This window comes from Streptomyces kronopolitis, assembly GCF_050953795.1.
GTDB classification, from domain to species: domain Bacteria; phylum Actinomycetota; class Actinomycetes; order Streptomycetales; family Streptomycetaceae; genus Streptomyces; species Streptomyces kronopolitis_A.
This window is the reverse complement of the sequence record NZ_CP191850.1, coordinates 729,797-748,634: the sequence shown is the minus strand read 5'-3', so window position 1 is coordinate 748,634 and position 18,838 is coordinate 729,797. Positions and strand designations below refer to the sequence as shown.

General features: G+C 71.2%; 17 protein-coding genes. 14 read left to right on the top strand and 3 right to left on the bottom strand.

Translation table 11 applies throughout. From position 1 onward, the window contains the following. Window positions 1-24 precede the first annotated feature (24 nt). The 6 genes from ACQP17_RS02860 (at window position 25) to ACQP17_RS02835 (ending at window position 7,652) form a co-directional block, all read left to right on the top strand. Window positions 25-831, top strand: coding sequence for an HlyD family efflux transporter periplasmic adaptor subunit (locus tag ACQP17_RS02860; RefSeq protein ID WP_433854782.1), 807 nt, complete (start codon window positions 25-27; stop codon window positions 829-831). Next, on the top strand, window positions 828-3,116 hold the full coding sequence (locus ACQP17_RS02855) for an NHLP family bacteriocin export ABC transporter peptidase/permease/ATPase subunit (RefSeq protein WP_433854781.1): 2,289 nt from the start codon (window positions 828-830) through the stop codon (window positions 3,114-3,116). The genes ACQP17_RS02860 and ACQP17_RS02855 overlap by 4 nt, the downstream gene beginning before the upstream one ends. A 10-nt stretch (window positions 3,117-3,126) precedes the next feature. After that, window positions 3,127-6,006 (top strand): NHLP bacteriocin export ABC transporter permease/ATPase subunit, encoded by a 2,880-nt coding sequence (locus ACQP17_RS02850; protein ID WP_433859819.1) that lies wholly within the window; start codon window positions 3,127-3,129, stop codon window positions 6,004-6,006. Window positions 6,007-6,099: 93 nt separating this feature from the next. After that, window positions 6,100-6,567 carry a cyclic nucleotide-binding domain-containing protein gene (locus ACQP17_RS02845; protein ID WP_433854780.1) on the top strand — a complete coding sequence of 156 codons (468 nt, stop codon included), beginning with the start codon at window positions 6,100-6,102 and terminating at the stop codon, window positions 6,565-6,567. 150 nt (window positions 6,568-6,717) lie between these two features. Next, window positions 6,718-7,512, top strand: a complete 795-nt coding sequence (locus ACQP17_RS02840) for a hypothetical protein (RefSeq protein ID WP_433854779.1) — start codon at window positions 6,718-6,720, stop codon at window positions 7,510-7,512. Further along, complete coding sequence (locus ACQP17_RS02835) at window positions 7,419-7,652, top strand: hypothetical protein (protein ID WP_433859818.1); 234 nt, start codon at window positions 7,419-7,421, stop codon at window positions 7,650-7,652. Before ACQP17_RS02840 ends, ACQP17_RS02835 begins: the two co-directional genes overlap by 94 nt. Here ACQP17_RS02835 and ACQP17_RS02830 read toward each other — a convergent pair. Further along, window positions 7,639-8,571 (bottom strand): hypothetical protein, encoded by a 933-nt coding sequence (locus tag ACQP17_RS02830; RefSeq protein WP_433854778.1) that lies wholly within the window; start codon window positions 8,569-8,571, stop codon window positions 7,639-7,641. The two genes, ACQP17_RS02835 and ACQP17_RS02830, sit on opposite strands and share 14 nt — an antisense overlap. Window positions 8,572-8,685: 114 nt before the next feature. Next, window positions 8,686-9,171, bottom strand: a complete 486-nt coding sequence (locus ACQP17_RS02825) for an ATP-binding protein (protein WP_433854777.1) — start codon at window positions 9,169-9,171, stop codon at window positions 8,686-8,688. Window positions 9,172-9,606: 435 nt separating this feature from the next. Between ACQP17_RS02825 and ACQP17_RS02820 the strand changes: the two genes are divergently transcribed. From ACQP17_RS02820 to ACQP17_RS02800, 5 genes are all read left to right on the top strand, one after another. Then, a complete protein-coding gene (locus tag ACQP17_RS02820; RefSeq protein ID WP_433854776.1) occupies window positions 9,607-10,605 on the top strand; it encodes a transcriptional regulator in 999 nt (332 codons plus the stop codon). Next, the gene (locus ACQP17_RS02815; protein WP_433854775.1) at window positions 10,602-11,354 is read left to right on the top strand and encodes a 5-formyltetrahydrofolate cyclo-ligase; all 753 of its coding nucleotides are present in this window, start codon (window positions 10,602-10,604) and stop codon (window positions 11,352-11,354) included. The genes ACQP17_RS02820 and ACQP17_RS02815 overlap by 4 nt, the downstream gene beginning before the upstream one ends. A gap of 9 nt (window positions 11,355-11,363) precedes the next feature. Then, a complete protein-coding gene (locus ACQP17_RS02810) occupies window positions 11,364-11,810 on the top strand; it encodes a lasso peptide biosynthesis B2 protein (RefSeq protein ID WP_433859817.1) in 447 nt (148 codons plus the stop codon). 13 nt (window positions 11,811-11,823) lie between these two features. Further along, window positions 11,824-12,372 (top strand): GNAT family N-acetyltransferase, encoded by a 549-nt coding sequence (locus ACQP17_RS02805; RefSeq protein ID WP_433859816.1) that lies wholly within the window; start codon window positions 11,824-11,826, stop codon window positions 12,370-12,372. Between the two features lie 136 nt (window positions 12,373-12,508). Further along, window positions 12,509-14,377: an alkyl/aryl-sulfatase gene (locus tag ACQP17_RS02800; RefSeq protein ID WP_433854774.1), complete on the top strand. Its 1,869-nt coding sequence runs from the start codon at window positions 12,509-12,511 to the stop codon at window positions 14,375-14,377. Between the two features lie 17 nt (window positions 14,378-14,394). Here ACQP17_RS02800 and ACQP17_RS02795 read toward each other — a convergent pair whose 3' ends face one another. Beyond that, on the bottom strand, window positions 14,395-15,657 hold the full coding sequence (locus ACQP17_RS02795) for a PucR family transcriptional regulator (protein ID WP_433854773.1): 1,263 nt from the start codon (window positions 15,655-15,657) through the stop codon (window positions 14,395-14,397). A gap of 241 nt (window positions 15,658-15,898) precedes the next feature. Between ACQP17_RS02795 and ACQP17_RS02790 the strand changes: the two genes are divergently transcribed. The 3 genes from ACQP17_RS02790 to ACQP17_RS02780 are packed head-to-tail and all read left to right on the top strand — an operon-like array spanning window position 15,899 to window position 18,830. Then, window positions 15,899-16,960, top strand: coding sequence for an ABC transporter substrate-binding protein (locus tag ACQP17_RS02790; protein WP_433854772.1), 1,062 nt, complete (start codon window positions 15,899-15,901; stop codon window positions 16,958-16,960). Between the two features lie 11 nt (window positions 16,961-16,971). Further along, a complete protein-coding gene (locus ACQP17_RS02785) occupies window positions 16,972-18,045 on the top strand; it encodes a FecCD family ABC transporter permease (protein ID WP_433859815.1) in 1,074 nt (357 codons plus the stop codon). Beyond that, a complete protein-coding gene (locus ACQP17_RS02780; RefSeq protein WP_433854771.1) occupies window positions 18,042-18,830 on the top strand; it encodes an ABC transporter ATP-binding protein in 789 nt (262 codons plus the stop codon). Before ACQP17_RS02785 ends, ACQP17_RS02780 begins: the two co-directional genes overlap by 4 nt. Window positions 18,831-18,838: the final 8 nt, after the last annotated feature.

The window sequence follows — 18,838 nt, the reverse complement described above, 5'->3', positions numbered from 1 at the left end:
CGTTGCAGTTGAGGGAAGAGTGTCGTGCAGTTCCGCCAACAGGCCCTTTCCAAGCTGCAGTCGCCCGAGGACATCGATCTCCCGGTGCGATTCGCCCGGCCGCAGGGCTGGCTCGTGCTGACGGTCACGGTCCTCTTCGTGCTCGCCGCCTCCGTATGGGCGGTGACCGGCACCGTGTCGTCCACCCTGAACGCCCCCGGCATCCTCACCCACGGCCAGGGCAGCTACGTCCTGCAGAGCCCGGTCGCCGGCCAGGTGACCGCCGTGCTCGCCCAGGAGGGCTCCCGGGTGGGCACCAACACCCCCGTGCTGAAGGTCCGCACCGCGCGGGGCACCGCCGTCGTGCGCGCCCTCGCCGCCGGCCGGCTGACCTCGCTGTCCGCCACCGTCGGCGCCGTCGTCACGACCGGCGCGGAGGTGGCCGCCGTCGAGCGCGTCGCCCATGACCGCGACCTCCTGACGGCCATGCTCTACGTACCGGCCGAGAGCGGCGCCACGGTGCCCGTCGGCGCCTCCGTCGACCTCACCGTCCAGTCCGTGCCGAGCCAGCAGTACGGCGTGCTGCGCGGCCGGGTCAAGGCCGTCGGCCGCACCGCGCAGAGCCGCCAGCGGATCAGCACCTTCCTGGGCAGCAGCCAGCTCGGCGAGCAGTTCTCCCGGCACGGTCAGCCGGTGGCGGTCCTCGTACGGCTCGACCCCGCCCCGCACAACAAGTCCGGCTACGCCTGGTCCACCTCCGACGGCCCCCCGTACGCCGTCGGGTCCATGACCCTGACCGACGGCGCGGTCCACCTGGCCGCACAGCACCCGATCGATTGGCTGCTGCCGTGACCGCAACGCACGACTCCGCCGCCCCGCAGCCGCAGCTGCCGCCGCCCGGCCGCGGCCGCCACCGCCCCGAGCCCGCGCCCGGCCCCCGTCGCCCCCGCCGCGCCGCGCCGCCGGCCCCCAAGCCCGGCAAGACCCGGACCGTCCGCACGCCCACCGTCCTCCAGATGGAGGCCGTGGAGTGCGGCGCCGCGTCCCTGGCCATGGTGCTGGCCCACTTCGGACGGCACGTGCCGCTGGAGGAGCTGCGGATCGCCTGCGGGGTCTCCCGTGACGGCTCGCGCGCCAGCAACCTGCTCAAGGCCGCCCGCAGCTACGGCCTGCAGGCCAAGGGCATGCAGATGGAACCGGCCGCGCTCGCCGAAGTGCAGGCACCGGCCATCCTGTTCTGGGAGTTCAACCACTACGTCGTCTACGACGGCACGGGCCGGCGCCTGGGCCGCCGCGGCGTCCACATCAACGACCCGGACAAGGGCCGCCGCTTCGTGGCGACCGAGGACTTCGACACCAGCTTCACCGGCGTCGCCCTGGTCTTCGAGCCCGGCGAGGACTTCCGCAAGGGCGGCCGCAAGCCCGGCGTCCTCGGCGCCGTGCCCGCCCGGATGCGCGGCACGACCGGCACCCTGCTGGCCGCCCTCCTCGCCAGCCTGCTGCTGGTCGCGGTCGGCGCCGCGGTGCCCGCGCTCAGCCGCACGTACATCGACATGTTCCTGATCGGCAACCAGACCTCGCTGCTGGGGCCGCTCTTCGCGTCGATGGCCGCGATGGTGGCGCTGACCGCCGTGCTGACCGGCCTGCAACAGGCGAACCTGCTGCGCGGCCGGATCATCTCCTCCACCCTCACCAGCGCCCGCTTCCTGCGCCATCTGCTCAGACTCCCGGTCACCTTCTTCGCCCAGCGCAGCCCCGCCGACCTGGTCCAGCGGCTGCAGTCGAACGACGCGGTGGCCGAGACCCTGGCCCGCGACCTCGCCGCCGCCGCGGTGGACGGGGTCGTCGTCGTCCTCTACGCCGTCCTGCTGTGGACCTACGACCCCCAGCTCACCGTCATCGGCGTGGGCATCGCGCTGCTCAACGTCGTCGCCATGCGGATCGTGGTGCGGCTGCGGGCCACCCACACCCAAAAGCTCCGCGCCGACACCGCCCGGCTGACCAACACCGCCTACACCGGCCTCCAGCTCATCGAGACGATGAAGGCCACCGGCGGCGAGAACGGCTACTTCCGCCGCTGGGCCGGCCAGCACGCCACCACCCTGGAGGAACAGCAGCGCCTCGGGGTGCCGAGCGCCTGGCTGGCCGTCGTCGCCCCCACCCTCGCCACCCTCAACAGCGCGCTGATCCTGTGGATCGGCGGCCTGCGGGCGGTCGAGGGCCATATCTCCATCGGTCTGCTGGTCGCCTTCCAGGCGCTGGTGACCCGTTTCACCGCACCGATCACCCGGCTCAACGGGGTGGCCGGCCGCATCCAGGACTTCGCCGCCGACGTGGCCCGCCTCAAGGACGTCGAGAGCTTCCCCGCCGACACCCTCTACTCCCGCCCCGGCTCCGATGCCGACACCCGGCGGCTCAAGGGCCATGTGACGCTCGACGACATCACCTTCGGCTACAGCCCGCTGGACAAGCCACTGCTCACCGGCTTCTCCCTGGCCGTCGGCCCCGGCCGGCAGGTCGCCCTCGTCGGCGGCTCCGGCAGCGGCAAGTCCACCGTCTCCCGGCTGATCTCCGGCCTCTACAGCCCCTGGGAAGGCGCCATCCGCATCGACGGCCGGCGCCTGGAGGACCTCTCCCGCAGCGCGCTCGCCGCCTCCGTCTCCTTCGTCGACCAGGACGTCTTCCTGTTCGAGGGCACGGTCCGCGACAACGTGGCCCTGTGGGACCCCTCGATCCCCGACGACGCGGTCATCACCGCCCTCAAGGACGCCGCTCTCTACGACGACGTCATCGCCCGCCGCCCCGACGGCATCCACAGCCGCGTCGAACAGGACGGCCGCAACTTCTCCGGCGGGCAGCGGCAGCGGCTGGAGATCGCCCGCGCCCTGGTCCGGCGCCCCAGCGTCCTGGTCCTCGACGAGGTCACCAGCGCCCTGGACGCCCGCACCGAGCAGCTCATCATGGACAACCTGCGGCGCCGCGGCTGCGCCTGCGTCATCATCGCCCACCGGCTGAGCACCGTCCGCGACAGCGACGAGATCGTGGTCCTCGACCACGGCGTGGTCGTCGAACGCGGGCGGCACGAGGACCTCGTCGCCGCCGGAGGCCCGTACGCCGAGCTGGTCAAGGAGCACTGACGTGTCATCGATGCCCCCGTCCGCCGTCGTGGGACCGGGTGACACCGACGCGGTCACCCAGGCCCTGGGCACGCTCGGCACCCCCGTCGACTGCACCGGCCTGCGCAGCGTCCCCCTGGAGGGCCCGCACGTGCTGTGGCTCGTCACGGGCGGCGCGCTGGACCTCTTCGCGGTCGACGCCGCCCAGGAGGGCCACTGGCACTTCCTCGGCCGCCTCGAAGCGGGCGCCCTGCTGCTCGGCCCCGTACAGGGCCCGCAGCACACCCTGCTCGGCCGGCCGACGCAGGACGCGCTGCTGCGCCGGATACCGCTGCGCGAACTGCCCCGCCCCGAGTGGGACACCGGACAGTACGCGCAGACGTCCCCCTACGGCGCGCAGGAGCCCCACGACCCCGCGTACGCCGGCCACGGCGAGCCCGCCCCCTCCCCGCTGGAGCACGCCTTCGCCCTGGGCACCGCCCGCAGCCTGGGCGTGCTCTTCGAGGCCCCGCTCGACGGCCGGCCCGGCGACGAGGCGGTGGCCGACGACGACATCCTGTGGATGCCGGTCCCGCCCGGCAGCGTGCAGTACGGCGCCTCCTACAGCGCGGAGGCGGCCGGCGATCTGCTCGTCGACCCCGGGCTGTGGCAGCAGATGGTCAATCAGCAATACCGGCTGCTGTCCGCCGTCGACCGGTGGATCGAGCAACTGGAGCGCGCTCACGAGGACCGCACGGCGGCCGGCATCAAGGCCGGTGAGGCCGTCCGCGAGCGGGCCGACCAGGCGCTGCTGGCCTCCATCGGCCGCTCGGACCGGTCCGGGCGGGGCGGCGGGGAGGGCGGCCGCGCCGGCGACGACGCCACCTTCGCGGTCTGCCGCACGGTGGCCGAGGCGGCCGGGATGACCCTCACCGAACCGCCGAAGGGCGGTGCCGTCAACGACCGCATCAGCCCGGTCGAACGGATCGCGGTCAGCTCCCGGGTCCGCACCCGCGCGGTCCGCCTCCAGGGACGCTGGTGGCGCACCAACACCGGGCCGCTGGTGGGCCACCGGGCCAAATCCGGGGCCCCGGTGGCGCTGCTGTGGCGGCGCGGCCGCTACGAAGCGGTCAACCCGGCCTCCGGCATGCGGATGCGGATCGGCAAGGACAACGCCGAGGAGCTCGAAGCGCGTGCCGTGATGTTCTACCGGCCGCTGCCGGAACGGCCCATGACCCTGTGGCGGCTGATGCGCTTCAGCCTGCGCGGCACCCGGACGGACGTCCGCAACCTGGCCCTCGGCGGGCTGGTGACGGTCGCCCTGGGGGCGCTGGTCCCGCTGGCGACCGGCCGGGTGCTCGGGGTGTACGTCCCCAGCGCCCAGCGCAGTCTGATCGTCCAGGTCGCGCTGGCCGTCATCGTCACCAGCGTCGTCTCGGCCGCCTTCATGCTGCTGCAGAACCTCACCGTCCTGCGGATGGAGGGCCGGATCGAGAGCGCGCTCCAGCCGGCCGTGTGGGACCGGCTGCTGCGGCTGCCGACGAAGTTCTTCACCGAACGCTCCACCGGCGAGCTGGCCAGCGCCGCGATGGGCATCAGCAGCATCCGGCGGGTGCTGTCCGGGGTCGGCCCGGTCGCCGTGCAGTCGCTGACCATCGGCGCGATGAACCTCGTCATGCTGCTGTGCTTCAGCGTGCCGCTGGCCTTCGCGGCGATCGCCATGCTGCTCGTCATCGGTGCGGTCTTCCTCGCCATGGGACTGTGGGAGCTGCGCTGGCAGCGACGGCTGGTCAAGCTCGGCAACAAGCTCAACAACCAGGCGTTCCAGACCCTGCGGGGGCTGCCCAAGCTGCGGGTCGCCGCGGCCGAGAGCTTCGCCTACGCGGCCTGGGCGCGGGAGTTCGCCCACACCCGCGAACTCCAGCAGCGGGCCGGCCGGATCAAGAACCTGACCACCGTCCTCAACGCGGTCTACCTCCCGCTCTGCTCCCTGATCATGTTCATGCTGCTGGCCGGCCCGGCCCGCGGCAGCATGTCGGCCGGCTCGTTCCTCACCTTCAACACCTCGGTGACCATGCTGCTGACCTCGGTCACCCAGATCACCGGCGCCTTCGTCCAGACCGCCGCCGCGCTGCCGATGTTCGAGCAGGTCAAGCCGGTGCTGGACGAGAAGCCGGAGGTGCGCGGCGCCAGCGCCCAGCCCGGCGCCCTCACCGGCGCCATCGAGGCCAAGAAGCTCTCCTTCCGCTACACCGACGACGGCCCGCTGGTCCTCGACGACGTCTCGCTGCGGATCCGGCCGGGTGAGTTCGTGGCCGTCGTCGGCCCGAGCGGCTGCGGCAAATCGACCCTGCTGCGGCTCCTGATCGGCTTCGACAAACCCACCTCCGGCAGCGTGCTCTACGACGGCCAGGACCTGTCGGCCCTGGACCAGGCGGCGGTGCGCCGCCAGTGCGGCGTCGTCCTCCAGAACGCCCAGCCGCTGACCGGCTCCATCCTGGACTGCATCTGCGGCGCGGAGGCCTTCACCCAGGAGGAGGCCTGGGGGGCCGCCGAGATGGCCGGCCTGGCCGAGGACATCAAGCGGATGCCGATGGGCCTGCACACCATGATCTCCGGCGGCGCCGCGATCTCCGGCGGCCAGCGCCAGCGCCTGATGATCGCGCAGGCGCTGGTCCGCCGCCCCCGGATGCTGTTCTTCGACGAGGCCACCAGCGCCCTGGACAACGAGACCCAGCGCATCGTCAGCGACAGCACCCGCAAGCTCAGCGCCAGCCGGCTGGTGATCGCCCACCGGCTCACCACGGTCATGGACGCCGACCGCGTGATCGTCATGGCCGACGGCCGGATCGTCGAGCAGGGCCCGCCGGCCGAGCTGCTCGCCGACACCTCCGGGGCGCTGCACGACCTGGTGCGCCGCCAGCTGACCTGACCGCCACGACCGCCGCCCCGCCCGCCGGGCCATTCCCCGTATCCCCGCGAACCACCGCTTATCTTGCAAAGCAGTCAGCGGACGGAGAATGAGATGACCACGGCGAAAGACCTGTTCGACGCCATGCCACCGGACCGGCGCCGGCGACTGCGGGACCTCGCCCGCCCGGTGTCGTTCCCACGCGCCACCCGCCTCTTCGAGGAGGGCCGCCGCGCCGACCGCTTCTGGATCATCCGCAGCGGCCAGGTAGCCCTCGACCAGCACGTCCCCGGCCGCCGCGCCGCCGTCGTCGAAACCCTCGGCCGCGACGAACTCCTCGGCTGGTCCTGGCTCTTCCCACCGTACCTGTGGCACCTGGGCGCCGAGACGCTCGGCCCGGTGGACGCCGTCGAGTTCGAAGCCCCGGTCGTCCGCGACCTGTGCGACTCCGACCCCGTCCTCGGCCGCGCGATGTACCACTACGTAGCCGAGACGGTCGCCGACCGGCTTCATGGGACACGAAGCCGGCTGCTGGCTTTGTACGGGCCGCAGGGGAGCGGGGGAGAGGAGCAGGATCTGTGAGCGGCGGGCGGTGGCCAAGCATCCGTGGGTGTCGCTGACGGGCCGTGATCCGAGGACTCTCCTCCAGCGACAATCTGTCGGAAAGCGCATGGTTCGGGTGGACGTACGATGCTTTGCCAACAAGCCTTGTGGGACGAGGGGTTGACCCGAATGAGCGACGTGATGCGCATTGGTTCCCGGGCCAGCAAACTGGCCCGGACGCAGGTTACGGAGTGGCTCGCGCCGATCGCCGAGCAACTCCCCGGAATGGCGTTCAAGCGGCAGATCATCCTCGAAGGCGGTGACCAGGACCGCGTGACCCCGACTCTTGCCGACGTGGCGAAGACGGCCGGTGGGAGCGCCTTCTCCACGAACCAGGAAGCGGCTCTCGTCACCGGGCAGGTCGACGTGATCGTCCATTCGCTCAAAGACCTCCCCACCTCCGTTTACGAAGGCACGCTCCTGCTGACGACTCCCGGCCCGCGCGAGGATGTACGCGATGTGCTGTGCGGATCGACGCTGGCCGGCCTGCGGAGAGGAGCACGGGTCGGCACCGGAGCTCCACGCCGGGTCGCTCAGCTCCTCGCTCTGCGACCGGACCTGGACGTTGTGCCGATCCGTGGAAACGTCCCCGGCCGGCTCACCCGCACGATCAAGGGTGGCCTCGACGCGGTGGTGCTCGCGGCAGCGGGACTGAACCGACTCGGCCTGATGCCGGAGGTCCACGAGGTGTTCGACCCTGTCGTGTTCCCCCCCCGTCCCCCGGGCAGGGCGCGCTCGGCATCCAGGTCCGAGCCGAGTCCCCGGCCGCCGAGCTGCTGGCGCGGACCGGGGATCCGCGCGTCGACGCCTGTGTTCGTGCCGAGCGCGCCCTGCTGGCCGAACTTCACGGGGGCTGCTCCGTCCCCGTCGGCGCCTGGGGTCGGTTCGGTTCCGACGGACTTCTGCACCTCTCCGCGGCGGTGACTTCTCTGGACGGCGTTCAGCAGGTCACAGCTGCCGGGGTCGGGCCGACCGACGACCCCGAGAAGCTCGGCGCCTGCGTCGCGGCCGATCTCCTTGCGCAAGGCGCGTCCGACATCCTGGAGTCCATCAGGAAGGCTTGAGCTCGCGGGCGATCTCCAGGGCGCCGTAGGTGATGATCCGGGTGGCGCCCGCCCGCTTGAGGACGGTGTATGCCTCGATGAGGCCTGTTACATCTCGCAAGCCGTCTTCGCGGCGGTCCGTCAAACGCAGATACTCGCCCGACACCGAGAAGGGCACCAGAGGGACGGGGATTTTGTCCTTGAGGTGGACCAGGGTGTCGACGGTGTGGAGGGCGGGCTCCATGAGGATCATGTCCGCGCCCTCATCGACCATGGTGCGCGCTACGTGGATGGCATGCTCGGGCTGGACCGGGTTGATCTGCAACACACGAGCCCCCGAGCGGGGAGCAGCCCCCATGGAAGCCCGGTAGCCCTCGTACAGGGATGACTCGAAGATCAGGTGCGGCATGATGCCCACCACCGCCTTGTGGCCTGCCTCGTCAAGGGCTCCGCGTACGGCGCGTACGGCTCCCGGGACCATCGCGGCCGGACCCACGATGTCCGCCCCGGCATCGGCCTGCATCACGGCCTGAGCAGCCAACGCCGCGTTCGTCTCCGCCAAGTCCATGTCCCCATGCTCGTCGGCGAGCCAGCACTCGCCGGAGTCGTTGTGGGAGCAGACGCACGTCTCCGTCATCACGAGAATGTCTGAGGTGGCCTTCTTCGCAGCACTGATGGAACGAGCCATCAGACTGGTGGGGGAGACGCCCTGAGATGCGTGGGCGTCCCTGACCCTGGACCCCGCGAAGATCTTCACTGACCTCACGCCGAGGGACACCAGAGCCTTGACGGCTTCGGGCACCTCCGCGACGGTCAGCGTGGGCATCGGACGCGGCCTGGTGTCGTCGTCCTCACGCATGAGGAAGACCATCGCCAGGTCCGCAGGGCTCAGCCTGGGGCGGTCGAGGAAGTTCCGGACAGCTAAGCGGTGGACGGACATTACTCCTCCTATGGAGCAGAATGGATGACTGGATGGACCTGGTAGATGTGGGGCGGTGGAGCCCAAGTCGCGGATGACGGCGCAGGTGTTGTCGGGCCACTCCGCACCCGGCCTTCAGCGATGGTCAGCAGGGCATGGGATGGCTGCGGACGCAGGCGCGGACACCTTGAACGTGACCCAGACGACCTTGCCGAGCCCGTCGCGAGGGGTGATCCCCCAGTCGTCAGCAAACGTGTCGACAAGGAAGAGGCCACGCCCGGACTGGTCATCGTCTGTCGGGGAGAGAAGCTGGGGGCGGTTCTCGCCCGCGTCGTGTACTTCGATGCGCAGGAGCATCTCGGCGATTACCACGCGCACAAGGATGAGGTGACCTGCAGGACTGCCGTGCCGTACCGCGTTCGTGACCAGCTCGGACACGCACAGCGTGATGTCGTCGATGCGGTGACGGAACTGGTCGACGGGGAGCGCGGCCCGGACGAAGGCGCGCGCCTTGCCGACAGACTTGACCGCACGGTTGAACCGGCGTTCAGTCTTTTCGTCGGTGCGCCCTGATCTCCTCTCTGTTGATTCGGCGCCGATGGAAGGAGGGGCGCTGGGCAAGCAGGCTGCTGGCAAAAGCCGTGGAGGTTGCCTCGGGCCCGGGTCCACTTCGTAGTTCCTCAGCAACGGGTCTCCTTGACGATCGTTGGCACAAGTGATTGCAGTTCGAGTGATGCGGTCTGCTGGAGTGGATCCACGGAACCGCTCCCAAGCAGCCGGAACCAGAGCAGAATTGAGGCGAGGACGGGGCATGTTTGGGGCACACCTGGGCCCGACCTGGGATGCCGCTTCGCCATCGAGGCTGACGATGACCGGGGAGAGCTGACCCATGGCGGTGAAGAGGCACGAATTTGTTCGACGCCGCCGCGCTATGGGCTTCACCAGGAATCCCTCGCCGAGGCTCTCGCCGTGGAGCGCTCCACGGTTCGCCGCTGGGAGTCTGGTGATTCGAGCCCGCTTCCCTTCCAGCGCCCCCGGCTGGCTCGACTCCTGCGAGTGGGCGCAGAGCAGTTGGAAGACTTGCTGGCGGTGGCGTCGGCAACGTCAGCAGGCCACTCGCGGCGCATTGGTTACGCACTGCGACATCCGTCCGGAGCCGATCTGATCACGGCAGCGGAGCTGCGTTCCGACACGGAAGGTCTGACGAACCGCTATGACGCCGTTCCCTCGGCGACGCTCCTCGCTGACGCCGGGCAGCAACTCAACAAGATCGTCTTTCTCGCCGAAGAGGCCCCGGCCGGCCGGGTGCAGCGCGAGCTCCGCTCACTCCAAGCCGACGCGGCCACCCTCATGGGCCAGTTGATCTGGGATGCGTCGCAGCGGCGAGACCACGAGTCGGCCCGTGCGTACTATGCGCAGAGCTTGGAGGTGGCACGCTACCTGCGTGATCGCGCAACTGAGGGGCATGCGCTACTCCGCACCTGCTACCTCGCCTTGTATGGAGCGAAGGACCATCGACAGGGTCTCGAACTCGCTCTCCAAGCCGCCCAGATCACCCGCCATTCGAGCCATGCCCTGACAGGCCTGGCCCTGTTGCACGCTGCGGAGGCGCACGCCTTCCTCGGCCGACACAGCGAATGCGAGCGCGCCCTGCTGGGAGCCGAGAAGCACCTCGAACGCTCCGACGGGACTGACGCCGCCCACGAGCTGTTCACCCCGACTCACTTCAGTCGCCTCGCCGGCTCCTGCTACCTCTCACTCGGGAAGTACGACAAAGCGCAGGAGTTCTTACAAGACACCGCGTCGCGCATGCAGGGTCGCCGCAAGTCGCGCGCGATCGTCCTGGGAAACCTCGCGCTCACCGCGATCCGCCGAGGTGACCTCGACGCTGCGCTCGTCGTGTTCCACGATGCCGTCGACGAGCTGCGGGGATCGCGCGGAGGTGGTGGAATGAACGTCGTCTTCCGTGCCGCACGCGAACTGCGTCCGTGGCGAGGCGAGAACGCGGTACAGGAGGCGCAGGATCGCCTGTTGGCGCTGATGGAGGCGACATGAACGACGACCGGATGCTCACGGACGTGGACCGCGAGAAGCAGCAAGTGCGCGAACGCGTATGGGACGTTCTGGACGCGTGTGACGCCACCCACGATGTCACCGTGCACGGCCGCATTCCGAACTTCGTCGGATCACAGGAGGCAGCCGCCAGACTTGGCGAGTTGCCCGCCTGGAAGCACGCCCGAGTGATCAAGTCAGTGCCGGACAAGGCTCAGCTCCCCGTACGCGCTCTGGCGCTGTCCGAAGGCAAAACCGTCTTCATGGCTGTGCCCAAGCTCGCCGACCCCCACCCCTTCTACTTGCTGGACCCTGCGGCCCTCACCATCCCGCCAGCCGAAGCAGCCTCCAGCCCAACCGCGGCCGACATCGCTCCCAGAGTGGGTGTGGACGACCTCCGGCCCGTGGACGTGGTGGTGCTGGGCAGCGTCGCCGTGAACCGATCCGGGGTCCGCGTCGGCAAGGGGGCCGGCTACTCAGACCTGGAGTTCGCCTTCCTCACCGAGGCCGGCCTCATTGACGAGCACACCGTCGTCGTCACCACGGTCCATGAGCGGCAAGTCCTGAACGTGGAACTGCCTGCGACCTCGCACGACGTCGGCGTCGATGTGATCGTCACACCCGGGGAGACCATCACCTGCCCTTCGCCCCATCGGCCGTCCGGGCTGATCTGGGAACACCTGGATGCACAGAAGATCGCCTCCATCCCTGTGCTTGCAGCGCGTGCTCCTGCGCATGGCAAACAACACTGACTGCAATAGCTGGGGCAGCGCAGAACACCCTGCTGGAGCTTCAGGCCCGCTCCTACTCGCACCACCACTGCCGCTCTGGCCGCGGTCCTCGCCCTCAAACGACTCGGCAGCCCGAGTGCCACGATGCACCGCCTCACCACCGCACTGAGGAGGGCGGTGTCAACATGCCGCCAACCCGCCACCCATGACCAGACACAAGCGGCCGTCCTCGCTGTCCGCCGCGTTGGCTGGTTCTCGCCAGTGAGAACCGCCTGCCTGGAGGAGTCCGCCGCCGCGGTGTTCCTGCTTGCGACCAGGCGTCTGTCCGCCACCTGGTGCCATGGCGTCGCGCCAGATCCCGTACGGCTCCATGCCTGGGTGCAGACTGACGACGGAGTCCCGGCCGCCGAGCCACCCTCGACGGTCGGCTACACCGTCGCCCTCACCATTGGAGCCCGTCATCAGCACCAGCTCTGACCCGATCTTATGGATCGGCACCGACACCTGCGCACTCGGTCCCTACCGCGCCGACCTGGTCGAAACGTACTGGCGCTGGGAACAGGACCCCACACTCCTCGTCGGCTACGGGCGTCAGGCACCCGAGTCTCTCGAAGCGCGCACCGAAGGCATGGCCCAGCAACTCCGCGGCGAGAACCTCCGGTTCACCATTTACGACCGCACCTCCGACGAACCCGTACCCGCCGGAGTCGCCACCCTCCTACCCGATCACGCCGTCCGCACCGCCGAGTACGTCATCATGCTCGCCCCCGAAGCTCGCGGACGCGGACTCGGGACCCAGGCCACCCGCCTGACCCTCGACTACGCCTTCCACATCACCAACCTGCGCATGGTCTGGTTCAAGATCCTCGCCCCGAACAAGGCAGGCATCCGTGCCTATGAGAAGGCCGGCTTCCGGGCTGCCGGCACGCTCCGTGACGCCGGGTACTGGCTCGGGAAGTCGTGCGACGAAGTCATCATGGACGCCGTCGCCGGAGAGTTCGCGGGCCCGTCCGTCGTGACGCCTCTGCTGTCCAGCTAGCGGTGAGGCTTCTGCGTTTCCCGACGAGGGCCGGGGCGAGCCGCAGTCCTGCACCCCGCCGGCTTGTGACCCATGACAGTCCACTCTGTGCCCCAGCACCATGAATCCCGGTCGGCGCCCCAGCACAATCGCCTGCATGAATGACCTCGACTGGGACGATGAGCAGGACTTTGCCGACGCCGATCGTGGGTTCATCGGGCGCCTCGAACCCTGTGTCATCCGGGATGGCGAAGGGCGTGTCGTCTGGGACAACGATGCCTATGGGTTTTTGGAGGATGAGTGCCCGCCGACCGCCAACCCCTCGCTGTGGCGGCAGAGTCGGCTGGTGGCGCGGCAGGGGCTGTACGAGGTGGTGCCGGGGATTTATCAGGTGCGGGGGCTGGACATCTCGCACATCACGTTCGTCGAGGGTGAGCGTGGGGTTCTTGTCATCGATCCGCTGATCAGCAGCGAGGTGGCGGGGGCCGCGCTGGGGTTGTACCGGGCGCACCGGGGGCCGCGGCCGGTGACTGCCGTGCTCTACAGCCATTCGCATCTGGACCACTTCGGCGGGGTGCGGGGTGTGGTTGACGATGCCGACGTGGCCGCCGGGCGGGTTCCGGTGATCGCTCCGGCCGGCTTTCTCGCTCATGCGGTGAGTGAGAACGTCTTCACCGGACCCGCGATGGTGCGCCGGGCCGGTTACATGTACGGCACCACGCTGCCCAAGGGGCCGGCCGGGCAGATCGGTTGTGGGCTGGGGCAGACGACCTCGACCGGGTCCGTCGGGCTGATCGCCCCGACCCTGGACGTCACCGAGACCGGACAGCAGGAGGTGATCGACGGGGTGCGGATGGTCTTTCAGCTGACGCCCGGGACCGAGGCGCCCGCCGAGATGAACTTTCACTTCCCCGAGTTGCGGGCGCTGTGTGTGGCCGAGAACGCCTGCCATACGCTGCACAACGTCCTTACGCTGCGCGGGGCGCTGGTGCGCGATCCGAGTGCCTGGGCCCGGTATCTCACCGAGACGCTCCGGCTGTTCGCCGACTCCAGTGAGGTGGTGTTCGCCTCGCATCACTGGCCGACGTGGGGGCGGGAGCGTGCGGTCCGCTTCCTGGAGGAGCAGCGTGACGCCTATGCCTATCTGCACGACCAGTCGGTCCGGCTGATCAATGCGGGGCTCACCGGTGCCGAGATAGCCGAGGAGTTGCGCTTTCCGCCCGCGCTGGAACGTGCCTGGCACGCCCGTGGCTACTACGGCACTCTCAGCCACAACGCCAAGGCCGTGTACCAGCGTTACATGGGCTGGTTCGACGGGAATCCGGCGCATCTGTGGCAGCATCCGCCGGTGGCCGCGGCCCGGCGCTATGTCGAGTTCATGGGTGGCGCCGACGCCGTGGTGGACAAGGCCCGGCAGGCGTACGAGGCGGGGGATCTGCGGTGGGTGGCCGAGGTGGTCAACCATGTCGTCTTCGCCGAGCCGGGGCATGCCGGGGCCCGTGCGCTGCAGGCCGACGCCTTCGAACGGCTGGGCCGGGCCGCCGAGTCCGGGCCCTGGCGTAACTTCTACCTCATGGGGGCCGTGGAGCTGCGCGGGCCCGTCGCCGGGACCCCGGCACACCCCGCGCCCGATGTCCTCGCGGCCCTGACCGCCGAGCAGATCTTCCAGTCCATGGCGGTCCGTCTCAACGGGCCGCGGGCCGGCGACCGGCGTCTCCTTCTGCGCTGGGAGATCGGGTCCGCGCCCGTCGGTGACGACCCGGGCCCGGACCCGGAGATCTGGAGTCTGCTGCTGTCCAACGGCGCGCTCACCCCCATGCCCGGTGACGCGCCCCGGGGTGAACGTCCGCTCGCCACACTGCACTTGGCCCGCACGACCCTGAACGCGGTGCTCAGCGGCGCCAGCACCTTCCTCGACGAGATCACCGCCGGCACCGTCACTCTCGACGGCGACGCCGAGGCGCTGCTCACCTTCGGGACTCTGCTGGACAAGCCCGACTGGAACTTCCCGATCGTCACGCCGTGACCGCGGGCCGAGCCGGTTCAGAGCCGGAGTGAGCCCTCCCCGTACCCCTCGTCCCCGTCGTCCGCCGCGTCGCGCAGCAGCAGCGCCGCCAGTGCCAGGGCCGTGCCCCGGGGGGTGGTCAGGTCGAGGCCGGTCAGGGCGGTGAGGCGGGCCAGGCGGTTGTCGACGGTGTTGGGGTGGAGGGTCAGCAGCCGGGCCGTGGCGCGGCGGTCCTGTGCCTGTTCCAGGTGGGTGCGGAGGGTGTCGAGGAGTTCGGGGCGGCCGGCGACCGGATCGAGCAGGGCGGCGATCCGGTCGCTGCCGGCGCTGGGGCGGGACAGCTGGTATTCGAGCAGGACGTCCTCCAGCCGGTGCAGCCCGGCCGGCCGGCCGCAGGCGCGGGCCACCCGGACGATCTGCGCGGCGGTCCGCGCCGCCTCGGGGAGCTGCGCGCCCCGCTCGACGGGGACGGCGGCGAGCCGTACGCCCGGGCCGCCGGCCTCGGCGAGCCGCCCGGCGAGATCGGCCGGCGGCCGCGCCGGGCCGGGCACGAGCGCCCGGCCCCCGGTGCCGTCGAGCAGGGTGAGCACCTCCCGGCCGAACGCCCCGTCCAGCGCCGTCTGGAGCCGCCGCACGACCCGCCGTGCGGCGACCGGGGCCCGCGGCCCGTCCGGCAGGCGCACGGCCAGCACCAGTGACGGTCCCGCGAGCGGGCTGTCCGCCGCCGGGACCGTGGTGCCCGCCAGCAGGTCGCGGACCATGGAGCGGCGCTCCGCGCGGTGTTCGGCCGCCAGGGCCGCCCGCTCGTCGAGGTAGGTCTCGGTGACCGCGCGCACCACCCGCTGTTCGGCGCCGAGCAGATAGCCGGCCAGTTCGACCAGCGCGGCGTCCTCGCCGGGCCGGGCGGCCTCCCGCAGCGCCTGCCACAGCACCCGTGCGCCCGCGCAGTGGGTGTCCAGCAGCAACCGCAGCGGCATGCCCTCCTCGGCGCGCTGGGCGGCGCGTTCGCGGAACAGGCCGGTGTCGTCGGGGCCGGTCCGCGGATCGTGCACCACCCGTTCCAGGAACAGCCGCAGCCCGTGCCGGGCGGTCGCCGCGATCTCCACGTCCTTGACCTCGGCGGGGAGTTCGGCATAGCCGTGCAGCTGCTCGAAGGCGTCCCGGGACATCAGCCGGGCCAGCTCGTTCACCCGGGGCACACAGCGGGCGGCGAGCGAGCGGGCCGCCTGGGACACGTCGGGGACCGGTGCCTGCGGGTCCGCCGTGGCGAGGGGGCGCGGCCCGTCCGTGTCCGCCGTCATCGACCGCCTCCCGGTGCCGTGGTGAGGCGTCACCCTAGTCCGCCCCTGTGCCGGGGGCGACCACGCAGGCCGGCGCCCCGGCCCGGCGGAGTCCGGAAAACCGGAAAAGACGCCCGTGGCCCCGGAACCGCCCCCGCCGTCGGGCCGACTATCTGTGCCGGGCCGTGTCCGCGGCCCGCCGGTCGCTGCGCGGCGGGTGAGAGGGCCGGTGCGCCGGCCGGTGAGCACAGGGAGAAGAGCCATGCGTCCTGGGAAGTTGTGCGGTATCGCGGTGGTCGTCGCGCTGGGCGCCACCGCGTGCGGCGGCAGCGGCGGGGGAGGAGGGGCGGACAAGGCCGCCTCCGGGACCGGCTTTCCCGTGAAGGTCGCCGACTGCAAGGGCTCCGTCACCTTCCCGTCCGCACCGCGCAAGATCGTCACCAGCAATGCCGCCGCCCTGGAGATGCTGCTGCGGCTGGGCGCGGGCGACCGGGTCATCGGGACCGGGTTCCCGCCCGGGAAGGGGACGCTGCCGGGCGCGCTGGACCGGGCGGCCCGCAAGGTGCCGGTCCTGGGCACGTCCGTCATCCCCAAGGAGAAGCTGCTCGGGTCGGGCGCCGATCTGTACGTCGACACCTTCGGCGCGATGGACATGATGGGCGGCGGCGGTGACGCGCCGACCGAGGAGGAGTACACGGCGGCTGGCATCAAGCACCTCCATCTGACCTCCACCGCCTGCGCGCCGACGGCCGACAAGGCGGTGACGGACCTGTCCGGTGTGGAGAACGACCTCCGGCGGCTGGGCGCGGTGACCGGCACCGGCAAGCGGGCCGACGCGCTGGTGGCGGGGATGCGGGCGAAGGTCGGCGGGGTGCGAAAGGCCGTCGGCGACCTCGCCCCCGGCAAGCGGCCCACGTACTTCTTCTTCGACTACGACGCGGGCACCAAGCAGCCGGTCGCGGTCTGCCGCAAGCAGGTCGCCAACGCCGTGATCGGCCAGGCCGGGGCGCGCAACGTCTTCGAGGGCTGCGAGGGGGACTTCAAGCAGGTCTCCTGGGAGGACGTGGTCGCCAAGAACCCCGACTGGATCCAGCTGGGGGTGCGCGACCGGGGCAGCGAGGCGGCCAACACCAAGGCCTTCGACGAGGCCGCCGCGTTCCTGAAGTCTTTCCCCGCCACCAAGGACCTCGCGGCCGTGCGCAAGGGCAGGTTCCTGCGGATCGGCTCGGAGCGGACGACCATCGCCGGGGTCGGCAACGCGGACACCGTCGAGGAGATCGCGCACACCGTCCACGCCGACCGCTTCAAGGCGGCGCGGCAGTGACGCGGACGGCCGTGGACCCGTGCACCACCGCGGCGCAGGAGGAGGCTCCCGACGCGCGCCGCACCCCGCGCGCCGGACTGCTCGCCGCCGGGCTGGGGATCGCCCTGGTGGCGGCGCTGACCGCGGCGGTCTGTCTGGGCTCCACCGACATCGCGCCCGGCCACGTCTGGTCGGTGGTGCTGCGGCGGCTCGGCGGGGCGCCGGCCCGGGCCGGGACCGACGACCTGATCGTGTGGCAACTGCGGGTGCCGCGGGCGCTGCTGGCGGCGCTGGCCGGTGCGGGACTCGGGCTGGTGGGCACGGCGACCCAGGCGATGGTGCGCAATCCGCTGGCGGACCCCTATCTGCTGGGCATCTCCAACGGTGCCTCGCTCGGCGCGGTCGCCGCCATCGTGCTGGGGGTGTCGGCCGACTCCCTGCTGGGGCTGGGACTCTCGGCCGCCGCGTTCGCCGGTGCGCTGGTCTCGTTCGCGCTGGTGTGGTGCATCGCCCGGCGGGGCGGCGGCTTCTCGCCGCTGCGGCTGGTGCTGGCCGGGGTGGGCATCGGGCAGTTCCTCTCCGGCTTCACCAGCTATCTGGTGTTGCAGGCCGGTGATGAACAGCAGACCCGCAGCGTGCTGTTCTGGCTGATGGGCAGCCTGGGCGGGGCCACCTGGAGCGTCCTGTGGCTGCCGGCGGCCGCCGTCGCCGCCGGGCTGCTGGCCCTCCAGGCGCGGGCCCGGGCCATGAACGCGCTGATCATGGGCGACGAGACCGCGGCCGGCGTGGGCGTGGACGTCACCCGGCTGCGCAGGGAGCTGTTCGTGGTGACCGGACTGCTGACCGGCGTGCTGGTCGCGGTCTCCGGTGCCATCGGTTTCGTGGGCCTGATGGTGCCGCATCTGTGCCGGCTGGTCGTCGGCGGCGACCACCGCCGGCTGCTGCCGCTGTCCGCGCTGACCGGCGCGCTGCTGCTGGTGGTCGTGGACCTGGTGTGCCGTACGGCCATGGACACCCAGGAGCTGCCGGTGGGCGTCGTCACCGCGATGATCGGGGCGCCCGTTTTGCTCTTCCTGCTGGACCGGCGGACGGAGGCGGGCGCATGACCGTCGAGATCGAGGATCTGCACGTCGGCTACGCCGGCCGCGATGTCGTCGCCGGGGTGCGCCTGATGGCGGCGGCCGGCGAGATCGTCGGGCTCGTCGGGCCCAACGGCAGCGGCAAGTCCACCGTGCTGCGGACCGTCTACCGGCACCTGCGGCCCACCGCGGGGCGGGTGCTGCTGGCGGGGTGCGACCTGCGCACCCTGACGCCGGGGCAGACCGCACGGCAGGTCGCCGCGCTGCCGCAGGAGCGCGGCAGCGACTTCGAGCTGACCGTGCGCGAAGTGGTGGCGATGGGCCGGACGCCCTACAAACGGGCCTTCGCGGGCGAGGACCGCGCCGACCGGGAGAGCGTGGCCGGCGCCCTGGCCGCCGTCGGGATGGCCGGGCAGGGCGCCCGCCGGTTCTCCGCCCTGTCCGGGGGCGAACGCCAACGGGTGCTGCTGGCCCGCGCGTTCGCCCAGGACCCGGACGTGCTCGTGCTGGACGAGCCCACCAACCATCTCGATGTGCGGCATCAGGTGGAGCTGCTCGCGCTGCTGCGGGACCGGCGCCGGACGACGCTGATCTCCCTGCACGACCTGAACGCCGCGGCCTCCCTGTGCGACCGGCTGCACGTGCTGCACGGCGGGCGAGTGGTGGCGTCCGGCGCCCCCCGTGAGGTGCTCACCCCGCAGCTGCTGGCCGAGGTGTTCGGGGTGCGCGCCGCGGTCACCGCCCACCCGCTCACCGGAGATCCGCTGATCGCCTTCGACCACCGTGAGCCGCTGGCCGCCGGCGACGGCTGACGGGCCCG

Bases quoted from the DNA above. Each gene is read 5' to 3' on its own strand.
- ACQP17_RS02850 (WP_433859819.1), top strand. From the start codon at position 3,127: ATGCCCCCGTCCGCCGTCGTGGGACCGGGTGACACCGACGCGGTCACC.
- ACQP17_RS02845 (WP_433854780.1), top strand. From the start codon at position 6,100: ATGACCACGGCGAAAGACCTGTTCGACGCCATGCCACCGGACCGGCGC.
- ACQP17_RS02840 (WP_433854779.1), top strand. From the start codon at position 6,718: ATGAGCGACGTGATGCGCATTGGTTCCCGGGCCAGCAAACTGGCCCGG.
- ACQP17_RS02830 (WP_433854778.1), bottom strand. From the start codon at position 8,571: ATGTCCGTCCACCGCTTAGCTGTCCGGAACTTCCTCGACCGCCCCAGG.
- ACQP17_RS02815 (WP_433854775.1), top strand. From the start codon at position 10,602: ATGAACGACGACCGGATGCTCACGGACGTGGACCGCGAGAAGCAGCAA.
- ACQP17_RS02800 (WP_433854774.1), top strand. From the start codon at position 12,509: ATGAATGACCTCGACTGGGACGATGAGCAGGACTTTGCCGACGCCGAT.
- ACQP17_RS02795 (WP_433854773.1), bottom strand. From the start codon at position 15,657: ATGACGGCGGACACGGACGGGCCGCGCCCCCTCGCCACGGCGGACCCG.
- ACQP17_RS02790 (WP_433854772.1), top strand. From the start codon at position 15,899: ATGCGTCCTGGGAAGTTGTGCGGTATCGCGGTGGTCGTCGCGCTGGGC.
- ACQP17_RS02780 (WP_433854771.1), top strand. From the start codon at position 18,042: ATGACCGTCGAGATCGAGGATCTGCACGTCGGCTACGCCGGCCGCGAT.